Source organism: Oceanobacillus sp. FSL W8-0428 (genome assembly GCF_038004405.1).
Classification (GTDB): domain Bacteria; phylum Bacillota; class Bacilli; order Bacillales; family Amphibacillaceae; genus Oceanobacillus; species Oceanobacillus sojae.
The window spans coordinates 2,601,211-2,621,847 of record NZ_JBBORB010000001.1; the positions used below are offsets into that span (position 1 = coordinate 2,601,211).

At 38.3% G+C, this 20,637-nt stretch carries 19 protein-coding genes; 11 read left to right on the forward strand and 8 right to left on the reverse strand.

Annotation, left to right across the window (positions count from 1 at the left end; translation table 11 throughout):
- Position 1 precedes the first annotated feature (1 nt).
- Positions 2 to 1,996, forward strand: coding sequence for a transketolase (tkt, locus tag MKY30_RS12325; protein WP_341084066.1), 1,995 nt, complete (start codon positions 2 to 4; stop codon positions 1,994 to 1,996).
- A gap of 227 nt (positions 1,997 to 2,223) precedes the next feature.
- Positions 2,224 to 2,946, forward strand: a complete 723-nt coding sequence (locus tag MKY30_RS12330) for a YqjF family protein (protein ID WP_341084067.1) — start codon at positions 2,224 to 2,226, stop codon at positions 2,944 to 2,946.
- Positions 2,947 to 3,005: 59 nt separating this feature from the next.
- Here the strand turns inward: MKY30_RS12330 and phnE (MKY30_RS12335) are convergent, their stop codons facing one another.
- The 4 genes from phnE (MKY30_RS12335) to MKY30_RS12350 all read right to left on the reverse strand — a co-directional run bounded on the left by phnE (MKY30_RS12335) (position 3,006) and on the right by MKY30_RS12350 (position 6,455).
- Positions 3,006 to 3,809: a phosphonate ABC transporter, permease protein PhnE gene (phnE, locus tag MKY30_RS12335; RefSeq protein WP_341084068.1), complete on the reverse strand. Its 804-nt coding sequence runs from the start codon at positions 3,807 to 3,809 to the stop codon at positions 3,006 to 3,008.
- On the reverse strand, positions 3,806 to 4,606 hold the full coding sequence (gene phnE, locus MKY30_RS12340) for a phosphonate ABC transporter, permease protein PhnE (protein WP_156988296.1): 801 nt from the start codon (positions 4,604 to 4,606) through the stop codon (positions 3,806 to 3,808). Before phnE (MKY30_RS12340) ends, phnE (MKY30_RS12335) begins: the two co-directional genes overlap by 4 nt.
- Positions 4,599 to 5,375 carry a phosphonate ABC transporter ATP-binding protein gene (gene phnC, locus MKY30_RS12345; protein ID WP_341084074.1) on the reverse strand — a complete coding sequence of 259 codons (777 nt, stop codon included), beginning with the start codon at positions 5,373 to 5,375 and terminating at the stop codon, positions 4,599 to 4,601. Before phnC ends, phnE (MKY30_RS12340) begins: the two co-directional genes overlap by 8 nt.
- A 150-nt stretch (positions 5,376 to 5,525) precedes the next feature.
- The gene (locus tag MKY30_RS12350; protein WP_147212153.1) at positions 5,526 to 6,455 is read right to left on the reverse strand and encodes a phosphate/phosphite/phosphonate ABC transporter substrate-binding protein; all 930 of its coding nucleotides are present in this window, start codon (positions 6,453 to 6,455) and stop codon (positions 5,526 to 5,528) included.
- 150 nt (positions 6,456 to 6,605) lie between these two features.
- On the opposite strand from MKY30_RS12350, the gene MKY30_RS12355 reads away from it, so the two are divergent.
- Positions 6,606 to 7,427 (forward strand): HAD family hydrolase, encoded by an 822-nt coding sequence (locus MKY30_RS12355; RefSeq protein ID WP_341084075.1) that lies wholly within the window; start codon positions 6,606 to 6,608, stop codon positions 7,425 to 7,427.
- Positions 7,428 to 7,624: 197 nt separating this feature from the next.
- Here MKY30_RS12355 and MKY30_RS12360 read toward each other — a convergent pair whose 3' ends face one another.
- From MKY30_RS12360 to MKY30_RS12375, 4 genes are all read right to left on the reverse strand, one after another.
- Positions 7,625 to 8,311, reverse strand: coding sequence for an AroM family protein (locus MKY30_RS12360; RefSeq protein WP_339284980.1), 687 nt, complete (start codon positions 8,309 to 8,311; stop codon positions 7,625 to 7,627).
- Positions 8,296 to 9,471 carry an amidohydrolase family protein gene (locus MKY30_RS12365; protein ID WP_339284981.1) on the reverse strand — a complete coding sequence of 392 codons (1,176 nt, stop codon included), beginning with the start codon at positions 9,469 to 9,471 and terminating at the stop codon, positions 8,296 to 8,298. Before MKY30_RS12365 ends, MKY30_RS12360 begins: the two co-directional genes overlap by 16 nt.
- The gene (locus tag MKY30_RS12370; RefSeq protein ID WP_339284983.1) at positions 9,455 to 10,564 is read right to left on the reverse strand and encodes an amidohydrolase family protein; all 1,110 of its coding nucleotides are present in this window, start codon (positions 10,562 to 10,564) and stop codon (positions 9,455 to 9,457) included. The genes MKY30_RS12365 and MKY30_RS12370 overlap by 17 nt, the downstream gene beginning before the upstream one ends.
- Before the next feature lie 251 nt (positions 10,565 to 10,815).
- Complete coding sequence (locus MKY30_RS12375) at positions 10,816 to 12,429, reverse strand: ABC transporter substrate-binding protein (RefSeq protein ID WP_341084077.1); 1,614 nt, start codon at positions 12,427 to 12,429, stop codon at positions 10,816 to 10,818.
- 237 nt (positions 12,430 to 12,666) lie between these two features.
- Between MKY30_RS12375 and MKY30_RS12380 the strand changes: the two genes are divergently transcribed.
- The 8 genes from MKY30_RS12380 to MKY30_RS12415 all read left to right on the forward strand — a co-directional run bounded on the left by MKY30_RS12380 (position 12,667) and on the right by MKY30_RS12415 (position 20,626).
- Entirely contained in the window at positions 12,667 to 13,632 is a 966-nt protein-coding gene (locus MKY30_RS12380) for an ABC transporter permease (protein WP_147212159.1), read from the forward strand.
- Between the two features lie 38 nt (positions 13,633 to 13,670).
- Positions 13,671 to 14,525 (forward strand): ABC transporter permease, encoded by an 855-nt coding sequence (locus tag MKY30_RS12385; RefSeq protein WP_379548104.1) that lies wholly within the window; start codon positions 13,671 to 13,673, stop codon positions 14,523 to 14,525.
- A gap of 18 nt (positions 14,526 to 14,543) precedes the next feature.
- Entirely contained in the window at positions 14,544 to 15,575 is a 1,032-nt protein-coding gene (locus MKY30_RS12390) for an ABC transporter ATP-binding protein (RefSeq protein WP_147212161.1), read from the forward strand.
- A complete protein-coding gene (locus tag MKY30_RS12395; protein WP_341084079.1) occupies positions 15,550 to 16,584 on the forward strand; it encodes an ABC transporter ATP-binding protein in 1,035 nt (344 codons plus the stop codon). Before MKY30_RS12390 ends, MKY30_RS12395 begins: the two co-directional genes overlap by 26 nt.
- Positions 16,575 to 17,525: a DUF1177 domain-containing protein gene (locus MKY30_RS12400; protein WP_147212163.1), complete on the forward strand. Its 951-nt coding sequence runs from the start codon at positions 16,575 to 16,577 to the stop codon at positions 17,523 to 17,525. Before MKY30_RS12395 ends, MKY30_RS12400 begins: the two co-directional genes overlap by 10 nt.
- Before the next feature lies 1 nt (position 17,526).
- On the forward strand, positions 17,527 to 18,795 hold the full coding sequence (locus MKY30_RS12405) for a M20 family metallopeptidase (protein WP_341084080.1): 1,269 nt from the start codon (positions 17,527 to 17,529) through the stop codon (positions 18,793 to 18,795).
- A gap of 99 nt (positions 18,796 to 18,894) precedes the next feature.
- Positions 18,895 to 19,665: an IclR family transcriptional regulator gene (locus MKY30_RS12410; protein WP_147212165.1), complete on the forward strand. Its 771-nt coding sequence runs from the start codon at positions 18,895 to 18,897 to the stop codon at positions 19,663 to 19,665.
- Positions 19,666 to 19,696: 31 nt separating this feature from the next.
- Positions 19,697 to 20,626 carry an aminopeptidase gene (locus MKY30_RS12415; protein WP_341084082.1) on the forward strand — a complete coding sequence of 310 codons (930 nt, stop codon included), beginning with the start codon at positions 19,697 to 19,699 and terminating at the stop codon, positions 20,624 to 20,626.
- Positions 20,627 to 20,637: the final 11 nt, after the last annotated feature.

Below are 20,637 nucleotides of genomic sequence, written 5' to 3' on the forward strand. Positions count from 1 at the left end.
TATGACTACAAAGGATTACACTATTTCTGAATTATCCATTAACACAATTCGAACACTAACCATTGACAGTGTAGAAAAAGCGCAGCATGGTCATGCAGGAATGCCGATGGGGGCAGCGGCAATGGCTTATGCTTTATGGAAAAAGCATTTAACGATTAATCCTGAAAATCCAAGCTGGTTTAATAGAGATCGCTTTGTACTCTCAGCAGGGCATGGGTCCAATCTTCTTTATAATTTATTACATTTGTCCGGTTATCCTGTTACCATTGACGATTTAAAGCAGACAAGACAGTGGGGAAGTAAAACACCTGGGCATCCAGAATACGGAATCACTCCGGGAGTAGAGGCAACTACAGGTCCATTAGGTCAAGGCATACCAGTAAGTGTGGGGATGGCCATTGCAGAAAAACATTTGGCTGAGGTTTATAATAGACCAAACTTTAAAATGGTAGATCATTATACGTATACAATTTGTGGTGACGGTGATCTAATGGAAGGCGTTTCCTATGAAGCTATCTCTCTTGCAGGTCACCTTCAGCTGGATAAGCTTATTGTTCTCTATGATTCTAATGATATCAGTTTAGATGGTGACTTAGATATTTCCTTTAGCGACCATATTCAAAAACGCTTTGAAGCAGCCCGCTGGCAATATTTAAAAGTAGAAGCTGGCAATGATACAGAAGCAATTTCAAAAGCAATTGAAGAGGCAAAACAAGATCAAGAGCGTCCAACTGTGATTGAAATAAAAACAACCATTGGCTACGGCTCTCCAAGCTTACAGGGAACCCATCATGCGCATAGTGATCCATTAGGAAAAGAGGAAATTGAACGTACGAAAGAAGTATATGGATGGCAATATGAACCTTTTCATGTACCAGAAGAAGTGTATGAGGATTTTGCGTCTATTAAAGAGAATGGAAAGGCTGCTGAAGAGAATTGGCATAAACAGTTTGAAGCCTATAAAGCAGATTATCCTGAACTTGCAGAGCAATTAAAACGAATTATTGACGGCGAACTGGCTGATGACTGGGATACAGAACTCCCAGCATATTCTCCAGAAGACACACTGGCAACACGAGTAGCATCAGGGGACACATTGAATAAATTAGCACAGAAACTCCCTGAATTTATAGGCGGTTCTGCAGACCTGGATTCCTCTACGAAAACAAGGTTAACGAATGAAGCTGATTTTAAAAGAGGTCAATATCAAGGAAGAAATCTCCGTTTTGGTGTTCGGGAGTTTGCAATGGGGGCGATTGCCAATGGCTTAGCACTTCATCATTTACGTCCATTTGTCAGCACATTCTTTGTATTTTCGGACTATCTGCGTCCGGCAATCCGTTTAGCCTCTTTAATGGAGCTGCCAGTTACGTATGTATTCACACATGATTCCGTTGCTGTAGGACAGGATGGTCCAACCCACCAGCCAATCGAGCATTTAGCATCCTTCCGGGCAATGCCGGGATTGTCTGTCATCCGTCCGGCTGATGCAAATGAAACGAAAGAGGCGTGGAAGCTGGCTGTAGAAAATACTTCTCAACCAACAATGCTTGTTCTTGGCAGACAGGGTTTGCCTACATTAAAGGATTCAGCGGAGCTTGCCAAAGAAGGTGTTGAAAAAGGGGCTTATGTGATTTCTAAAGCAGCTCAAGAACCAGAAGGAATTCTAATTGCTGCCGGCTCAGAAGTCAATTTAGCTGTAGAAGCTCAAAGAGAATTAGAAAAACAAGGTACATTTGTCAATGTTGTAAGTATGCCGAGCTGGGACCGTTTTGAAAAACAGCCGGAAGCTTATAAAGAGAGTGTTCTACCAAAAAATATAAAAAAACGAGTATCTGTTGAAATGGGCTCTAAGCTTGGCTGGAGAGAATACGTCGGGGATAGTGGAATTGTTATGAGTATTGATTCATTCGGCGCATCTGCACCTGGAAATGAGGTTATTGAAAGATATGGTTATACTGTTGAAAATGTAGTTAATACGTATAAAAAATTATAACGAAAAAGGTTGGGAGAAGAATAGTTAAAATGACAAATAGTGACTTTCCACTTTGAAGTGGGAAGTCACTATTTTTGTGGTGTGTAAATATTTATAAAAAAGCGGTCAATCGATATATTTTTAACTAAGATAATTACACAGTTTGTTTTAGAACTTTAATGAACGTGGGATACTGAAAATAAATAAGTCTTAAATAATAAAAAAAACACTGGCAAGGATAATTCCATATGATATTAAAAAAAATAAAACAAAAAACAGAATCTGATAGTTCTTTCCCTTGGATTCTACTCCAAAAATGGGAGCATATCTTGTTTCTTCACTATCCAATATCACCTGAAACAATAAAAACCTACCTTCCAAGAGAAGTAGAGCTGGATACATATAATGAACAGGCATGGATCAGTATTGTCTCTTTTACAGTTAGCAGGAACCAGTTTCGTTTTTTCCCAAGAGTTCCTTATACATATCCAATGCAGCAAATAAATGTAAGAACTTATATAAAGAGAAAAGGAGAAATAGGTGTTTATTTTTTTACAATGGATACAAATAAATTATCTGCTGCTTTGGGAGGAAGGATAGTAAACGCTCCTTTTCTTCATGCAGATATGGTTATGAGGAAATTTGCAAACACATATCATATATACAGTGCCCGTAAAGGAGAGCTGTCTGCTGAATTTGAGGCAAGGTATTTTCCAGCAGGAGCTGTTTTCTATCCTGAAAAACAGAGTCTTGATTATTGGCTGTTGGAGCGGTATATTTTCTGGTCTTATAAAAAAGGCAGGTTATATCGTGGAGATATTAAGCATGATCGATGGGAAATAAGAAATGCTGAGGTAAATATAGAAAAACAATCTTTATTTTTACCGGAGAATGCTATAGGAGAGCCCCAATTAGTACATTATGCCAGTTCTAAGGTTGCGCTAAACGGAGTGATTAAAAAAGTAAAATAAGATTCCATGTAAGACCAAAACTTAACATGGAATCTTATTTTTTATAGCACTATTTGAAATTAAACCAGCCGCTTCCTGATCTGCGCACTGATAATATCAATCAATGTAACTACAACAATAATAACCAGTAAAATCAATCCAACCTCGGACCAATTCCGGTTTGTTGTTGCAATGGTAATGAGTGTTCCAATACCGCCGGCTCCGATGATACCTAAAATGGTGGAGGCGCGGACGTCAATTTCAAACCGGTAAATTGCATAGGATAAGAATTCCGGAATAATCTGTGGAATAATTCCATACACAAGTACCTGAAGCTTATTCGCTCCGTTTGCCTCTAATGCTTCAACTACATTCATATCGATTGATTCAATAACTTCACTATAAAGCTTGCCCAGCATCCCGATGGATCCGATTGCGATGGCAATAACCCCGGCGAAGGGTCTCGGACCTACAGCTGCTACGAACATTAAAGCTAAAACAAGCTCCGGGAAAGCACGGATCGCATTCAATGCCCATTTTGAGGCAGTGTTTAAGAATTTATTTTTCACCATATTACGTGCAGCAAAGAAGCCAAAAGGAATAGCTAAAATTGCTGCCATCAAAGTACCTGTATAAGCCATCAGCAATGTTTCCCACATAAGCCCCATTACTTTCCCGAAGGCTGACCAGTCGGGAGAGAACAATTGAGGTATAACACGTGTTAAGCTTTCAATTGTATGCTGACTGAAAACACGGCTCCAGCGGATTTCAATACTTGTAAACGTCCAGATATAGATGGCAAGAAGAATAATTCCAATAATATATGGTCTCATTTTTTGCCAAGATGTTTTCTTCGGTTTAGGAGGTAGCGTAAATTCTGTCATATTAGTCGCTCCCTTATTTTGTTACTAATGTAATCAATAATCACAACGGATATAAAGATAATAATAATAATTGTCATTACGTTTGGATAGTTGGCCCAGCTTACCTGCTGATTTAACAGAAGACCGATACCTCCGGCTCCTACAAAACCGAGAACAAGAGATGCGCGGACATTTACTTCAAATACATACAGTCCAAACGAAACAAATTGAGGGAGTACCTGCGGCATGACCGCATATGTAATAACCTGCAGTGTATTTCCACCGGAAGCACGTATTGCCTCAATCGGATTCATATCAATGGATTCAATAGTTTCGTACAATAATTTAGCTAGTAAACCTAAAGAGAAAATGATTAATGCCATAATACCCGGAAAAACGCCAACGCCAAAGATACCTACAAAGATCAGTGCAAGTAATATATCTGGTATTGTACGTAACACGTTCATAATAAAACGAACCGGCTGATGAATAAATGGATTTGGAAAAAGGTTAGCAGCCGATAATAGGCTGATAGGAATACTGATCAGTGCAGCGACTGTGGTTGCAATGATTGCCATATGTAAGGTTTCAATCAGCTGTGGCATCACAGTTGATGCATAACTCCAATGTGGAGGAAAAAGGCTTTGGGCAATATTAATAAAACCATTTTTTCCGATCCATAAATCAAGAAGAGAAGATTCCGTTTTTATTGAAGTAAACAGATAAAAACCAACAATGATAATGAAAATAGCAGATATCCGTAATTTCGTTTTATTGGATGATATGCCCTGCAATGTTGGCTGATTTGTTTTACTCATCATCAGAACCTCCTACTCGGTCCTCATCACGAATTTTTCTTCCGTAAATCTCTTCGAATGTTGCCTCATTTACATCACTGACAGGTCCGTCATAAACAACTTCACCTGCTCTCATTCCGATAATACGATCTGCATATTCCATTGCCATGTCAATAAAATGCAGGTTGACGATGGTAGTAATATTGTCTTCTTTATTTACTTTCCGCAAATAGGTCATTACCTGATGGGACGTTGGCGGGTCAAGGGATGCAACCGGTTCATCCGCCAGAATGATATTGGGCTGCTGTGTAAGTACGCGCGCAATGGCTACTCTCTGCTGTTGACCGCCGCTTAATTGATCAGAACGCTGATACAGTTTGTCAGCTATATTTACGCGTTTTAAACTGCGATATGCCAAAGCCAGGTCTTCTTTTGGATACAGGTTAAACATACTCCTTAGCGTCCCTGTATGACCTAAGCGGCCGGAAATAACATTTTTCATTACGGAGGAGCGTTTTACAAGATTATAATTTTGAAAAATCATACCGACCTTTGTCCGCAGTTTACGAAGCTCACGGGACCCGTAATTTAAAATATTCTCATTATCAATCAGCAGCTCGCCGCCAGTTGGCTTAACCAGACGATTTATACTGCGGATCAATGTTGATTTTCCGGCACCGGATAATCCGACAACAACAACGAATTCTCCAGGATTGATTTGAAGATTGATATTTTTTAAACCTTGTGTTCCATTTGGATAAACAAGGGAAACATCTTTAAATTCTATCATGATGGAAATCTCCTTTTTATTTAAGGGTTATCAGGAGTCTATGAAGATGAAGTGCCTCCTTTTTTCAATAAGATTCTAAGAGAAAGATAATCTCTTCCTCTTAGAATCATAAGAGTATCCGGCAATCCTCTTGATTATTAAAGGTACTGTTTACTCGTCAAACTGATCTTGGAATTTTTTATAAACATCACGGACAATATCATATTCTTCATCTGTTGCTTCATCAAGACCAGTCCAGTTGTACACTTCATCCATTACGTTAATCATTTCTTCATCATCATTGAAGCCCAGAAAGATTTCTTTTATCTGTGCAATTTCTTCTTCACTTAACAGATTTGTATTTGCGCTGATTGTATCATTAGGAATACGCTCGGTGAAATCCAGCTGCACGAGCTCGTCCATTGCTTCTGGATAATCCTCGACAATGTTTGTACGTGCATCTTCAAATGTTGTTGCAAAGTCTGCATCACCTTCAAGGACAGTAACTAATGCTGCATCATGCGAACCGGTCTGAATTTGATTGCTGAAGTATGATTCTAAATCTTCTACACCATAGTCGTCCATTAGCTGTGCCGCCGGGAATAAGTATGCGGATGTAGATCCTTGATCAGCAAATGCCCAGATTGTTCCTTCTAAATCTTCTAAACTCTCAATACCTGAATCAGCACGGACAGTGTATTGAGCACGATAAGAAGATTCTCCGTCACGGATTGATTTTGCGAAAACTTCAACTTGATCATAGCGGTCAGTTGCCTGAACATAGCCAAAAGCGGGAATAAAACCAATATGAACCTGATCATTGCCTAAAGCTTCCACGAGTCCGCTGAAATTAGTCATTACACGTCCTTCCACATCACGATCAAGCTCTTCCTCCAGACGTTCTACCATCGGCTCGATATTGTCTGCGATTTTATCAGAATCTGTAGATGGAACAAACCCTAAGATGAGCGTGTCGTCCCCATCTCCTGAATCAGAGCCGCATGCTGCCAGCATAAATACCATTATTAATGTGAAAAATAAGAATATTCCTTTTTTGAACAATCTATTTCCCTCCCGGTGAAATAATTTATTTTGTTTCATATTTATTATAAGTGATTATGATAAAAGAAATCTACCGAATTTTGAGGAATTTTATCAAGATACGGAATTATTTGTAATTTAAAGACTCACTTTCCCTCTGTTGAACACATAATATATGCTATGATAAAAGGGATTGGGGGGGCGAATGTAATGTTGGAAGATTATAAGCTGGTTATCTTCGATTTAGATGGGACGTTATATGAAGGAACGGAGCATTTTGACTATTATGCAAAGCTCCTGCAAGAAAAAGTTACACCTGCACTTCGAGACGAATATTTACAGGAATATGAAGCGATGAAGGCAGGAAAGCATCTTGTTTCTATCGGGAAGATATATGATGTTGCACGGGATTTGATTTTAACAATAGATTCTTTAACCTTTGAGGTTTCCGCAGCATATCGCTGGAGTGGTGAAAAATTGTCTAAGACAGAGACACGAGAGTTCTACCCTGGACCACAGCAATTTGATTTCAATCATTTAGTTGCTATTGGAGATGGCTGGTGGCTGCCTTTTGCCAGTGCCAAGCATTATGGTGTAAAAGAACACTACAGCAGTTATTTGGCAACAAAGGAATTCATCGTGTCAGATGATTTTACAATAGAAAAACTGCAAGGCCTGCGTACTTATTTATTGCAATTAAAAGAAAAAACACAAATTGTATTGATGACGAACAGTGACCGGGAGGATGTAACACGTTTATTGAATGAGCTTGATTTAACGAATGTTTTTGACCATATTATTACCTCGGCGAAAAAGCCTGCATATACAAAAAAACTGATGGAGCACCTGATTGAACAGTATAAAATTGAACCGGTTGAGGCGGTATCGGTCGGAGATAATTTTATTAATGAAATTGCTCCGGCATTGTCACTGGGCATGGATGCTGTTTATATTCAGCCACATGGTCATGATGAGGAAGTAAAAGGTTTGACGGTAATAGATTCTTTAACGGATTTTATTAAGGAAAAGTAATTGGTTATATTTGAAAGGCAGGTTGTCATATGGCAGGCGGGGATTAATAGAATATTGAGCTGTGCTCATAAACTTAATTCATATCAGTGAGGAGCAATTGGTGATGCTCTGTTATATTATGCACAAGCGCCCATGCAAAAAGTATGTAATGAATTAGTAGGAGAGGAGGGAAACCCTCCTGCTAACCCTATATCTATTCATTCGTTTTGAAATGAAGTTAATTCAGCCATATTTTGATAGATAACGTTTCTTGCTAAAAACACCATCTTACTGGTATTTTCTTGAACAATGGATTTCATTTCTTCCGTATAGCCCATACAGTCCAGCACAATTGCTTTTATTGGCAGTTTTTCCAATTCACTTGCTACTTTAATTAACTCTGACTTATTAAAATTATATGGAGAGCATGCTTTTGGAATAGCAGTTAATCCTATGGTTTCCCATTTTTTAATGATGGAATCTTTTTGTTCAGGAAGGGGGACAATCACTCCGAGTGTTCCCTCTTGAATGACTCCTTTCACCACATGATTTAACAGATAATCTGGATAGATTAAAGGAACGTTACTGGTGAACTTAGGAAATTGTCCGGTACAAGCCAATAATATCATTGTTGTACCTGACAGGTTTAATTCAGAAATTAAATCTTGTATAAAAGGAAGTATTTTTTCCTTGGCAATAACTGTTTTATCTCCATTCGATAAACGAGAAACTAGAACAGTCTGATTTTCATTCGGAGATAAATTTAATATTTCCTGCTCTGTTTTATAATCAAGTACACCTCTTTCCACGATAGCTGTATTATCAGGGAAAATATGTTGCATCGCCGGTATCATATCCACTCTTGGTGTTTGTCCGACAGTAATAACGCCTATGGTTGGATGCATGATTTTTCCGTCTCCTTAGTGTAATAGTTTTTACCATTTACGTATGTCTCCAAAACATTGGCGTAGGTATGGAAAGGATGGTGGGACCATATAACAAAATCTGCATCTTTTTGTTCCTCTAGTGAGCCAACGCGATGTGCTATTCCGGTTAACTTTGCTGCTTCGATCGTGATACTTCTTAATGCAGCTGTTTCATCTAAGCCATATTTTACTGCTTCAGCAGCACAGATAACTAAATAATTAATCGGAATAAATGGGTGATCTGTCATAATTGCAAAAGGTATTCCTGCTTCATAAAATAGTCTGGGAGCTGCGGGAGTAGAGTTTCTGGTTTCATATTTTGTTGAAGGCAGCATAAATGGGCCTAATGTAACTTTGGCACCGCTTTTTTTAATTGCTTCCAACATGAAATGTCCCTCAGTGCAATGCTCCAATGATAATTGAATATTAAATTCTTTAGCTATTCGAATTGCTGTAGCGATATCATCGGCACGGTGAGCATGTAAATGTAATGGCATTTTATGATCAAGTACTTCTATAAATGGTGACAGCTCTGAATAATTATTCAATGCTTCTTCCTTTTCTTCGTTTGTCAGTTGACTTGCTTTTTCAAATCCATCACGTATTATATTGGCAATCGACATTCTGGTATACGGCTTTTTATGATAATTTTGACCAAATGTATTTTTTGGATTTTCTCCAAGTGCACCTTTAAGCCCGCTTTTCCTTGTAATCAACATCTCCTCCAGATAATTTCCGCCTGTTTTTAAAATGGTCCATACGCCGCCAATTGGATTAGCACTGCCGGCGCCGGTTTGAACTGTGGTTACGCCTCCTTTTCTTGCCAGGTCAAATGAAAAATGATGTATATCAATGCCATCTACCGCAGACATCATGGGAGTATAAGGCTCAGAATATTCATTGGCATCATTGACTCGTTCATTAATTTCTCCCCAAATTCCAACATGCGTATGAATATCAATTAATCCAGGAGTAATGAGAAGGCCATCCAGGTCTCTTACCTTTGCTTCTTCAGGGATGTCTGTGTTCACTCCAACTTTAATAATTTTTTCATTCTTAATCCATAAATCTGCGTGCTCTAATATGGTATTCTTTTCATCCATTGTATAAATTGTTGCATTTTTAAATATATGAAGCATTTTTTTCCGCCTCCCGATAAACTTCTTTTCCTTTTATAAACGTACGAACTGCTTTTGAAGTTAGACTTAGGGGGTGGCCATTCCATAGAACAAGGTCAGCAAATAAGCCTTCTTGAATATCACCGGTTTTGTGATCGATATTTAATAGTTTAGCAGCATCTTTTGTTAAAGCATTTAATACCTGGTGTTCTGGAACACCATTTTTTACTGCAAGAGAGCCTTCTAATTGCAGATGGGTTACAGAATTAGTCGGATGGTCTGTAGAAAATGTATAATTTATTGCTTGTTTATGGAAGAAAAAGCAGTCGGCAGGGTCCAGGTTTTTTAGTTCCGCTCTTTCTATTGGCTGAAAATAAGGACCTGCAACAATTGCTTTAGGGTAATTTAATATTGGTTTTTTTAATTTTCTATATTCTGTAGCATGGACAAATACAAAATCTATGCCAAATTCTTCTGCAATTCTATAAGCAGTCGCAATATCATCTGCGCGATGACAGCGAATAAATAAGAGCTGCTCTTTAAGATTCTTTTCTTTTTGTAAATCATTTAAAGATCGCCGGATTTTATGGGCAATCCCCATGCGGGTTAGGGGAGTACCAGTTCTTTCCCAAAATGTCTTCTTGGGGAGATCTCCCATGGAATAGGAATACCCCAGATTTTTATGGAGAGCCATATCTTCAACGGTATGGCCATGGGTATGAATGACTGCAGTACGTGCTCCGACAATACTTTCGGCCGATGAAACAATATGAGCAGCTGTGACACCTGAAGAAACAGCATCATGAAAGGCTTTATCAAATGGATAAATACCATCCAAGACATGCAGCTTTTCACTTTTTGTTTCGTCTGGTTCCATGCCGTCGTCGCCTTCCCAGCGAATTCCTTTTTCTTTCAATCCAATTTGCGAACAAGTATCAATAAAACCGGGAGTCAGAAATAAGTCAGAGCCATTAATAACAGAAATATGCTCTGGAATATGGTTTGCCGGTAAAATGGCATTAATTTTCTCATCTTTTATGAGAATGTTCTTTTTGGAAAAACTGCCGGATTCAGAAGAATATGTATTGATATTTGTGATAGCAGTTTCTGTCATTTTTACACCTGCTTTCAAAGTTTTATATAAGAGGATGTTCAAAAAGTCTAATAAAGATGACACGGCGAATTTCTTCGTTGATGATCTTTTTCCGATACTCACGTATTATAAAGCATACGCTCCGTTCGTAAAAGATCATCGCCTTGAAATTCTTGGTCCTATTTATCAGCCTTTTTGAACACACACTATAAGAAAGAAAAGCAGAGAAATAGGCTCTACTTTTCTTTCTTTTGTAATTTTATTCTTGAAAATTATTCGTCCAGCCAGACATTTGCTCCATTCGGACTTACTACGTTAATGGACATGTCAGCAGATATTTCAAAGCCTTTCACCTTTGGACTGATAGCTGCTGTTGAGTCTTGATTGTCAATTTCAATCCGGGAGTAATCACCCATTATAATTTTAATTGCTTCTTGGTAAAGCGCAGTTCTTTCTTCTTGATCGACACTTTCTGTAAGAGCCTGATCTAATAACGCATCTACTTCTTCATTAGAATATCCTCGGCCGTTACCTAACGAGCCGATTTGATCAGAATGGAACAGCTGATTTAGAAAGAAGTATGGGTCGGGATACCATGACCACCCGCCAATAGACATAGGGGCGTTATTTTTGGAAACAGTGTCACTGAGTGTTCCCCATTCTACTACTTTGATTTCTACATCTATATTTAAATTTTCTTTCATTTGGTTTTGGAAAATAGTAGCGGTTGGAACACGAGCTTCGCCAACATAGATTTCTGTATCAAATCCATCTGCATATTCGGTTTCAGATAAAATTTCTTTTGCTTCTTCCGGATTATATTCTGGTTTGTATTGCTCCAGATCCTCGGTGTACCCCCATGATTCTTGCGGGATAGGTGCGTAGGAAACAGAAGCTCCTCCATATTGATTGGCGCCGGAAACAAGTTCTTCTACATTGGTAGCCTTGTAGATGGCTTCGCGGACTTTTGGATCGGCAGTTGGCCCTTTCTGGTTATTCAGGTCGAGATAAGTAATCGACAAGCCTGGCTCTGAAAGCAATTCGAGTTCAGGATCCTGTTCAATAACTTCTCTGCTCTGCCCTTTAATATCCGTAGCAAGATCAATATCGCCTGACCGCAGTGCATTTGTCATCATGTTAGGATCTGAAATAATGGTATAAGCAACACTATCAAGGTGTGGTTTTTCTCCCCAATAATTGTCATGCCTTTCCAGTTCAACCTTCTGATCTGTTTGCCAATCTTTCAGCTGGAATGGTCCAGTGCCCACTAAATGAGACCCAAACTGTTCTCCCCAGCCTTCCACTTCTTCTTCTGGCACAATAATATTTCCTTTATCTGTTAACATAGCCAGTAATGCTGCATTTGGTTCTGTCAGATGTATAGTTACTTCAAATTCATCAGTTACTTCTACGCTTTCTACACCAGTCAGCCTGTTCATAACCGATTCATTTGCTGAGCGTTCAAGACTATACTTCACATCTTCAGCAGTCATCTGCCTGCCATCCTGATACTCTCCCGGCTGAAAATAGACATCATCTCTTAATTTGAAGGTGTACGATTTCAAATCTTCTGAGGTTTCCCATTCTGTAGCGATAGATGGTTCAAAATCACTAAAATCTTTATTATAAACGATAAGTGTATCTCCAATTGATCTCATAATTTGAGATTCATAAACACCTGTATAGCGTACAGGGTCTAATGTATTAGGATTGGAAGAAAGCCCGATGTTCAAGGTTCCACCATCCGTCGGTTCTCCTGACTCATCTTCTGCACTGCCATTTCCTGAAGAGTCTGCTTCTCCATTAGAGGAACAAGCTCCTAAAGTAAAAAGGATACATATAAACCCAAAGACTAAAAGCCACGACTTTAAATTGAGTAATTTCATTTTTTCTCTCCTTTTTGGTTTATTTGATTCATAATGTGAATCAGCAATTCGAATAAAGAATTAATAATAAATCTAGCACAACTATGAATGTAATGTAAAGAGTTTTTTGTAAATTCTAATTAGAATAATTAATTTAATAAGTTTGTATTTACAAATATATTTTCAAGTGCTAAACTATTTTCTAATTCATATATCAAACCATTGATTCACATAATGAATAAAATTGGAGGGGTAAAATTGGGAAAGTACATTTTCAGCAGACTGATAAATATGATACCAACATTATTTATTGTTGCCATTATCGTATTTTTGATTACCAGAATGATTCCTGGAGACCCGGCTTCCGTTATGCTCGGACCGCAGGCGAGCAGAGAAGATGTAGAGGCGTTAACAGAAGCTCTAGGATTAAATGAACCAATCCATATTCAATTTCTGCAGTACATTGGTAATTTATTGCAAGGAGATTTTGGAGTTTCACTATCTTATAATCAGCCAATTACTGATTTAATTATCAATCGTTTCCCGAATACAGTTGTTTTAGCAGTAAGTGCATTAATCATTGCATTTATGATAGGTGTTCCGGCTGGAATAATTTCTGCTTCAAAGCAAAATTCTCTCATCGATTATTCCATTACTACTATTTCTTTAATCGGAGTATCCATGCCGATTTTTTGGCTGGGAGTCATGCTTGTTCTGTACTTCAGTGTTAATTTAGGTTGGTTTCCTGCAACTGGGATGGGGTCAATGGACGACGGGTTTATCAGCTATCTGAAGCATTTAATTCTGCCAAGTATCACACTGGCTACAATACCGACTGCGACATTTGCGCGGATAACACGGTCAAGCATGCTGGAGGTAATTACACAGGATTATATTAAAACGGCACGTTCGAAAGGAATCAGTGAATTTATTGTCATTTCTAAGCATGCATTTAAGAATGCATTTAACCCGCTATTGACAGTATTAGGCCTGCAAATTTCCTCTTTGCTTGGCGGGGCTGTATTGACTGAGACAATATTCAGCTGGCCGGGAATGGGACTTTTAATCATGGATGCCATTGAAAAAAGAGATTTTGTAGTAGTACAAAGCACCGTATTATTTATCGCTTTAATTTTTGTAATGGTTAATTTAGTTGTAGATATCTTGTATAAAGTTGTCAATCCGAAAATTAGCTACTCTACGAACAAAGGAGGGACAAAATAATGACCTCAATACAAGCTGAAGAAGAGATTGTTAAAACAATGGAGGATAAAAGGAAAAAAGAACAATCTTTATTTAGAAAACTCATTAAAAATAGACTTGCTGCCTTTGGATTAATCGTCATTTTTCTACTAACCATTACTGCGATATTTGCACCATTAATAGCCACACATGATCCAAATTCAATGGATGTGACGAAATCACTGCTTGGTGTGGGAGAGCAGGGCTATCTATTAGGAACGGATAACTTTGGGAGAGATATATTCAGCAGAATAGTTTATGGTTCGAGGATTTCTTTGATTGTTGGCATTGCTGCAGTTTTATTTGGGGCAGTATTTGGATCATTATTAGGAGTTGTTGCCGGATATTTTGGCGGAAAATTAGACTCTATTATTATGCGATTTATGGATGGGTTATTTGCATTTCCTTTTATATTGCTTGCTATTACGTTAATGACAGTTTTGGGACAAGGTCTCTTTAATGTCATATTAGCAATCGGGATTGCTAATATTCCAGGGTTTGCAAGGGTAGTGCGTGGTCAGGTGCTGGGAGTAAAAGAATCCGAATTTATAGAAGTCACCCGGTCATTAGGTGCTAAACACAGAAGAATTATTTTTCAGCATGTATTACCAAACAGCCTTGCTCCAATTATTGTTTACGCAACGATGAGCGTAGCTGGTGCAATTATTTCTGAGGCCGCCCTAAGCTTTTTGGGTCTTGGTGTGCAGCCGCCGACTGCTTCATGGGGAAGTATATTGAAGGATGGAAAAGATTTTCTTGTATTAAACCCTAACATGGCAACTTTTTCAGGACTTTCCATTTTAATAACAGTCCTTAGTATTAATTTGTTTGGAGATGGTTTACGTGATGCGCTGGATCCAAAAATGAAAGTATAACTAAAGGAGGGTACTTGAATGTCAGATACGCTGCTAACAGTGGAAAACTTAGAGGTTCAGTTTCGTTCAGGCTCATCGACAACAAAGGCTGTGAACGGAGTCAGTTTTTCATTAAATAGAAAAGAAAATATTGGAATAGTGGGTGAGTCCGGTTCTGGAAAAAGCGTAACAGCCACTTCATTGCTGCGGCTGATTCCAAATCCTCCAGGAAAAATAACAGGCGGGAGGATTGTTTTTGAAGATAAGGATCTGCTGAGATTATCTGATAAGGAAATGAGAAAGATACGCGGGAATGAGATTTCGATGATTTTCCAGGACCCTTCTACAAGCTTGAACCCAGTTTATACAATTGGGAATCAAATTGTAGAATCGATAAAAACGCATCAGCATCTAAATAAGAAAGAAGCAAAAGAAAAAGCAATCCATATGCTTGAATTAGTCGGCATACCTGAAGCGAGAAAAAGATTCAGTATGTACCCGCATGAATTCTCAGGAGGAATGCGGCAGCGGGTAATGATTGCTATAGCTTTAGCCTGTAATCCCAAGCTATTAATAGCCGATGAACCTACAACTGCACTAGATGTAACGGTGCAGGCACAAATTTTAAATTTAATGAAGGATTTACAACATTCTATTGATACTTCTATTGTCATGATTACACATGATCTTGGGGTGATTTGGGAAACCTGCGACAAGATGCTTGTTATGTATGCAGGTAATGTAGTTGAATCTGGAACAGTTCAAGAAATATATGATAATCCATTGCATCCCTATACATGGGGATTATTAGATTCGCAGATTACAGAAAGTGTATCCAGTGAGGAAGAATTAAATGCCATTCCAGGGAGCCCTCCAGATTTAAGCTTAGATATTACTGGATGTCCTTTCGCAGCAAGGTGTCCTTTTGCAGAGGAAATATGCCTGAAGAAGACCCCTGAAATGATAGAAGCAGCGGAAGGCCATTTTACTGCCTGTCATTTTCAGACGAAGGAACACCGGTTAGATAGAAAGGAGGGGAAGGTGCATGACAGAAGCAATATTAAAAGTTAGAAATTTAAAAAAACACTTTTATCTTGATAGCCCGATACCTTTTAAAAAATCAGATCAAAGTGTCAAAGCTGTAGATGGTGTCAGCTTTGACGTATTCCCTGGAGAAACGCTTGGGGTTGTTGGTGAATCTGGATGTGGAAAATCAACAATGGCCAGATTGGTGAATCAGTTGATTGCTCCAACAGAAGGTACGGTAGAGTTAAATGGAGAAAATCTGGTGAATATGAATAAAGAGAAATTAAGAGTTTTCAGAAAAACAATTCAGATGGTATTCCAAGATCCATTTGCTTCGTTAGATCCAAGAAAAACTGTTGGGGAATTAATTGCTGAGCCGCTGGTTATTCATAAGATTGGGAATAAAACTTCCCGTAAAGAACGTGTGAAAGAATTATTAGAAGTTGTCGGGCTGAGAGGTTCTCATTCAGGGAGGTATCCGCATGAGTTTTCAGGAGGACAAAGGCAAAGAATAAATATCGCCCGGGCTCTGGCACTTAACCCGGATGTCATTATTTGCGATGAGCCGGTTTCAGCGTTAGATGTATCCGTCCAGGCACAGGTTATTAATCTGTTAAAGAAATTACAAAAGGATTTTAACCTAACTTATATTTTTATTTCACATGATCTTAATGTAGTTCGTTATGTGTGTGACCGGATTGCAGTCATGTATTTAGGAAAAATTGTTGAGATGGGGACTTATAAAGAAATTTATGAGGATTCCAAGCATCCTTATACAAGGGCTCTTTTATCCTCAATTCCAAAAGAGAGTCCCAATGAGATAAAAGAAAGAATTATTTTGAAAGGCTCTGTTCCAAGCCCGATTAATCCGCCATCTGGGTGTCATTTTCATGAAAGATGTCCATTTGCAATGGACGTTTGTAAAGTGAAATATCCGGAATTAATGGAAGTTGGGAATGGGCATCAATCATCCTGCCATTTATTAGAATTGGAAAATAATCCATTGTCAGATATACCAATAAAGAAAAAAGAGGAGGAAATGGAATGTCATTAAAATATGTTATGGAAGTTTATGAATTAATGGATAGTCTACATGTTACAGGGGAAGATGTAAAAAACTTTTTATGGGGAGTAAACAGCAATAGCCAGGTTGAAGTAAAAACAGTAGAAGGGGATGAAGGCTCTACTGATTTTGTTAAAATAACGATTCCAGGAGAAAATGGTAAATCAAAAGGAGGAGACGCACCGACCTTAGGGATTATTGGCAGGCTTGGAGGAATTGGAGCACGTCCCGAATTAAAGGGGTTTGTTTCCGATGGAGATGGTGCACTTTCCTGTATTTCCGCAGCTGCTAAATTGCTTGATATGCAAAATAAGGGTGATACTTTAAATGGAGATATTATTTTAACTACACACATTTGCCCAACAGCACCGACATTGCCTCACGATCCAGTTCCATTTATGAATTCACCGGTGGATATTTTAACAATGAACAAGCATGAAGTTACAAAAGAAATGGATGGAATTCTTTCTATAGATACAACGAAAGGCAATATGATTACAAATCACCGGGGATTTGCTCTGACACCTACTATAAAGGAAGGTTATATTTTAAAAGTAAGTGATGATTTGTTACATATTTACACTCAGTCTTCCGGAATTCTGCCAGTAACTATGCCAATTACTATGCAGGACATTACACCATATGGTAATGGAGTCTATCATGTAAATAGTATTCTTCAGCCGTCAGTAGCTACATCCAGTCCGGTAGTTGGAGTAGCAATCACAACAGAAACAGCTGTAGCAGGATGTGGAACCGGTGCTACGCATTTAGTAGATGTAGAACAGGCTGTCAGGTTTGTTATTGAAGTGGCCAAGTTATTTGGTGAAAACAAATGCTCTTTTTATGATAAGAAAGAGTTTACCCGTTTAGAAAGTTTATATGGAAAAATGACACAGCTGCAGACGCCTGGAAAAAAGGAGGTAATAAAATAGTATGGTTAATAAACAGGAACTAAAAGATAAGGTTATTAACGAAGTAGAAGCATGTAAAGAAGAGTTAGTTGACCTGTGCAGCTCTTTAATTAAAATACCCAGTGAAAATCCGCCTGGGGATTCAACGGAAATAAGCAGGTTCATAGAAAATTATCTGAAAAAATTTGATACGGAGGTAGATTTCTATGAATCCGCTGATAAAATGTATAATCTCGTTTCCAGCATTGGTTCGGAAGAGGGAAAACATTTAATCTATTGCGGTCATACGGATGTTGTTCCAGCAGGAAATCTGGAAAAATGGGATTTTGATCCGTTTTCCGGAGAAGTGAAAGATGGCTGGATGTTAGGAAGAGGAGCAAGTGATATGAAGGCAGGTCTTTCCGGAATTATATTTGCTTTTACTATATTAAAGCGCCTTCAAATTAAATTACCCGGGAAGCTTTCCCTTGCTATTGTTCCTGATGAAGAAACTGGCGGGGATTTCGGTGTACCGTGGTTACTTAAAAACAAAATCATTCATGGGGACGGCTGTTTGATTGCGGAGCCATCATCACCGTATAATCCAACCGTTGGACAAAAAGGATCCTATTGGTTTGAACTGGAAGTATTTGGCCAACCGGGCCATGGAAGCTTATCCCCTTTAGCTGGAAAAAATGCCATTACAGATGCTGTACTTGCCATAAGGGAAATCCAAAAATTATGGGATATTCAAATAACAGTACCAGATGAAGTGAAGCAATTAATTCATGTATCACAAAAATATATGAGGGAAGTTGAAAAGGACAGAGAAGCCTTTATGCCGGTTCTTGAACATATTACAGTAAATATAGGTACAATTGAAGGCGGGACAAAATCAAACGTGATTCCGGAAAATTGTAAGGTAGAAGTAGATTGCCGGCTACCATTTGGTATTACAGAGAAAGAAGTAACAGATTTTTTACATGAAAAACTGGGAGAACTGGGTATTAATTATAAAATTCGTCCCTTTGGTTTCAGAAGCAACGCCAATTTTACAGACCCTGATGACCCTGTTTGTAAAGCGATTATAGATAATATTTCCTTTGTAACAGACCACGAGGCATATGGAGTGATGCAGTGGGCAAGCAGTGATGCTAGGCATTTCAGGGATTATAATATTCCTGTTCTTCAATATGGTCCGGCGTTTCTGCCAACCATTCACGGCTATAATGAGAGAGTGCAGGTCGAACAAATAATCACTTGCGCAAAGGTCTATGCGGCAGCTGCAATCGATTTTCTTTATTCGGAGTAATAAAAAAGTGTGAAAATATGTAATTACTCTGTTTATTCAATTTTATATGTTAAGATAGGTCTAAATACTATTAGTTTAGATGATAAGTTGGGGATGCTTATGTTAAAAACATTAAACAGTGCACTAGAGGTGCTCAAAATGTTTACAAGGGAAAAGCCAAAATGGGGCGGTAGAGAGCTTGCTAATGAGATGCAGATGAATCATACAAAAATCTACCGTATTTTAGAGACCTTGGAAAACAACAATTTTCTTTTTAAAGATCCGGTGACCAAGAAATATTCATTGGGATTTGCTGTATGGGAGCTGGGAACTATTATGTATGAAGATCTTAGTGTAAAACAGCTGATACGGCCAATTTTAAAAGAGCTGAGCCGCCAAACAGGGGAATCTGTGTTTCTTACCTTATTAGATAAAGAAGAGGCAGTCACTCTTGATGTATTGGAACCGGAAAACAAAGTGAAATTTTCCGTTTCTGTAGGCAGCAGGGCACCTTTATATGTCGGTGCTTCCTATCGATCTATTTTGGCGTATTTAGATGAGGAAACTATTGAAAGAATTTTAACTCCTGAAAGATTAATAAAGTATACGAACGATACGATGACTGATCCGGATGAATTAAGAACAGAGCTGGACAACATTCGTCAGCAAGGGTGGGCGAAGAGCCAGAGTGAATACACGGAAGATATTATTGCGATTGCTGTTCCGTTATTTGGCAGTAAAGGTATTATTGGCTCCATTACTGTTTCTGGGCCAATCTATCGGATGCAGGATGAAAAAATAAAGAATTATTTATCTCTATTAATAGAGACCAGAAATGAGGTTGCTGAAGTAATCGATAAGTATCAATTACAGTTAAACAGCAGTAATTAAAAAGTTATACCTTTGAGAGGGAGTTTTATGGATGCTGGATTATTTAAATGTGGCTGAGAACGTATTAAAGAATAATTTATTTGTGAAACAAGATGAACAAATATTGATTATTACAGATATAGAGCTAAGGGATATCGCAAATATATTCTTCCAGGCAGGCTTAAGGATGAAAAATGAAACGATACTTATGGAAATGTCTCCCAGATTGAAGTCTGGGGAAGAGCCTCCTAAAACTGTAAGTAAAGCAATGCAAGCAGCGGAAGTGATACTATGTATTACAAAACATTCTCTCACTCATACAAATGCAAGAAAAAAAGCTTCTAATGCCGGGGCAAGAATTGCAACTATGCCGGGTGTTACCCTGGATATGCTAAAGAATGGCGCTATATCAGCAGACTATCATGAGGTTGTTGAACGGACAGCAAAATATTGTGAATTACTCAATCAGGGTAATCAAGTTGAAATAAAAAAAGGAGATACTTGCTTATCTTTTTCAATAAAAAACAGAGCTGGAATTGAAAGTACGGGTGTTTTTAAAGAAAAAGGAGAGGCGGGAAATCTTCCTTCTGGTGAAGCCTATATTGCACCAATAGAAGACTCGGCTAACGGTACAATAATGATTGATGGCTCCATTGCCGGGATAGGCGTTATAGAAGAGCCTCTAACTTTAGAAATCGAAAATGGCAGATTAACAGCTGCCAGTGGAGATAAGGGGAAGGAGCTGCTTGAATTATTGGGGAGCGGAGCCGGAAGAAAAATTGCAGAATTTGGGATTGGTACAAATAACAAGGCACGGCTGATTGGAAATGTTTTAGAAGATGAAAAGGTTTTTGGCACAGTACATATAGCTTTTGGCAGTAATAAATCCTTTGGCGGAGAAACAGAAGCAAATGTACATATTGACTGTGTTATCAAAAATCCGATTGTATCTATTGATAATAAGGAAGTACGATTTAATTAGATGAGCGGGCA

Coding starts and splice junctions, on each gene's coding strand:
- tkt (WP_341084066.1), top strand. CDS start 2: ATGACTACAAAGGATTACACTATTTCTGAATTATCCATTAACACAATT.
- MKY30_RS12330 (WP_341084067.1), top strand. CDS start 2,224: ATGATATTAAAAAAAATAAAACAAAAAACAGAATCTGATAGTTCTTTC.
- phnE (WP_341084068.1), bottom strand. CDS start 3,809: ATGACAGAATTTACGCTACCTCCTAAACCGAAGAAAACATCTTGGCAA.
- phnE (WP_156988296.1), bottom strand. CDS start 4,606: ATGAGTAAAACAAATCAGCCAACATTGCAGGGCATATCATCCAATAAA.
- phnC (WP_341084074.1), bottom strand. CDS start 5,375: ATGATAGAATTTAAAGATGTTTCCCTTGTTTATCCAAATGGAACACAA.
- MKY30_RS12350 (WP_147212153.1), bottom strand. CDS start 6,455: ATGAAACAAAATAAATTATTTCACCGGGAGGGAAATAGATTGTTCAAA.
- MKY30_RS12355 (WP_341084075.1), top strand. CDS start 6,606: ATGTTGGAAGATTATAAGCTGGTTATCTTCGATTTAGATGGGACGTTA.
- MKY30_RS12360 (WP_339284980.1), bottom strand. CDS start 8,311: ATGCATCCAACCATAGGCGTTATTACTGTCGGACAAACACCAAGAGTG.
- MKY30_RS12365 (WP_339284981.1), bottom strand. CDS start 9,471: ATGCTTCATATATTTAAAAATGCAACAATTTATACAATGGATGAAAAG.
- MKY30_RS12370 (WP_339284983.1), bottom strand. CDS start 10,564: ATGACAGAAACTGCTATCACAAATATCAATACATATTCTTCTGAATCC.
- MKY30_RS12375 (WP_341084077.1), bottom strand. CDS start 12,429: ATGAAATTACTCAATTTAAAGTCGTGGCTTTTAGTCTTTGGGTTTATA.
- MKY30_RS12385 (WP_379548104.1), top strand. CDS start 13,671: ATGGAGGATAAAAGGAAAAAAGAACAATCTTTATTTAGAAAACTCATT.
- MKY30_RS12390 (WP_147212161.1), top strand. CDS start 14,544: ATGTCAGATACGCTGCTAACAGTGGAAAACTTAGAGGTTCAGTTTCGT.
- MKY30_RS12395 (WP_341084079.1), top strand. CDS start 15,550: ATGACAGAAGCAATATTAAAAGTTAGAAATTTAAAAAAACACTTTTAT.
- MKY30_RS12400 (WP_147212163.1), top strand. CDS start 16,575: ATGTCATTAAAATATGTTATGGAAGTTTATGAATTAATGGATAGTCTA.
- MKY30_RS12405 (WP_341084080.1), top strand. CDS start 17,527: ATGGTTAATAAACAGGAACTAAAAGATAAGGTTATTAACGAAGTAGAA.
- MKY30_RS12410 (WP_147212165.1), top strand. CDS start 18,895: ATGTTAAAAACATTAAACAGTGCACTAGAGGTGCTCAAAATGTTTACA.
- MKY30_RS12415 (WP_341084082.1), top strand. CDS start 19,697: ATGCTGGATTATTTAAATGTGGCTGAGAACGTATTAAAGAATAATTTA.